Raw genomic sequence first — 1,100 nt, 5'->3', positions numbered from 1 at the left:
GCTTGGACTAGTTCGAATACAACGCTTGCAACATTGAATTTACGCATACCGGGTCGCGTGGATTCAGACCCAACATTTGCTGGGCTCCTGCCCGATACTACTGATATTTCGGCATCATTGGGCGGCGTAGATAGCAATATAGCTGTACTCACCGTAACAAACGCAACGCCTACAGCACTCCGTATCGTGCCGGGTGATAGCGACTTGCCACTTAGGGTCGATGCAAATTATGAAGCAATGCTCGACTATTCGAATCAGACAACGCTTAATGTGACAGACCAGGTAGTCTGGTCATCGAGCAATCAAGAGATTGCTTCTATAAGCAATTCACCGAGTAATGAAGGCCGTGTGCATACGGTTAAGACCGGCACTACGGTCATAACGGCCAAATATATTGATGGCACCCTAGATTTGTCTGACTTTGTAAATCTTGATGTCACGAGTGATTACGTAACGTTTATAACTCCGAGTTGCGAGCCTTCCGATCTATTAGTAGGTGATTTTGCAACATGCTCTTGCACCGCTAATTTGTCAGGGGGAGGTAAGTTCGATTGCACACCCTTTGCTAACTTCACGCCAACACCTGGCGGCTTAGCTTTATTTGGTAGCGATTCATCAGATCGAAATATTGCGGAAGCCATTGCGGCAGGTAATGTAAATGTTTATATCGAGTTTAGTAATTCTAGTGGGAATGCTAGCCTCAGAATAGAGTAGAAGGGTATCTAATGCTGACCTTTTTATACAGTTTTCAGGAGATCTGGCATCACTTGAAATCTAGCTTGTGAGAGTAGTTCGATTTAAATATAAATCCGGCATCAACTTTACTGACAATAAAAAGGACTTACCAAAATGCGATCTAGACTAAATACAACCATGGTTGTCGTGCTCTGTTTTCTTTGTCCAAGTGTGTTTGCTTGTACCGGAATCATATTGCGGGCACTTGATGGAACAGCCGTTCCGGCGCGTACAATGGAGTTTAGTTTCGATGTGCACTCAAATATCCTAGTCGTTCCAGCAGGCACAAAAATTGAAAAACTCATTATGGACGAGAATCTCACTGGTGGCACTTATGTGACTAAGTATGGCGTGGTGGGAGCCAA

The 1,100-nt window shown here is 44.4% G+C and carries 2 protein-coding genes; both read left to right on the top strand.

The genetic code is table 11. From position 1 onward, the window contains the following. Positions 1-714: Ig-like domain-containing protein (locus A3739_RS04365; protein WP_197472043.1), on the top strand; the 714-nt coding region annotated here is incomplete at its 5' end. A 135-nt stretch (positions 715-849) separates the two neighbouring features. Further along, the coding region (locus tag A3739_RS04360) for a linear amide C-N hydrolase (protein ID WP_197472042.1) at positions 850-1,100 on the top strand (251 nt) is incomplete at its 3' end.

The sequence above is a fragment of the Oleiphilus sp. HI0067 genome (assembly GCF_001635735.1).
The sequence above is the reverse complement of the archived record's forward strand: the minus strand, read 5'-3'. Positions and strand labels throughout refer to the sequence as shown.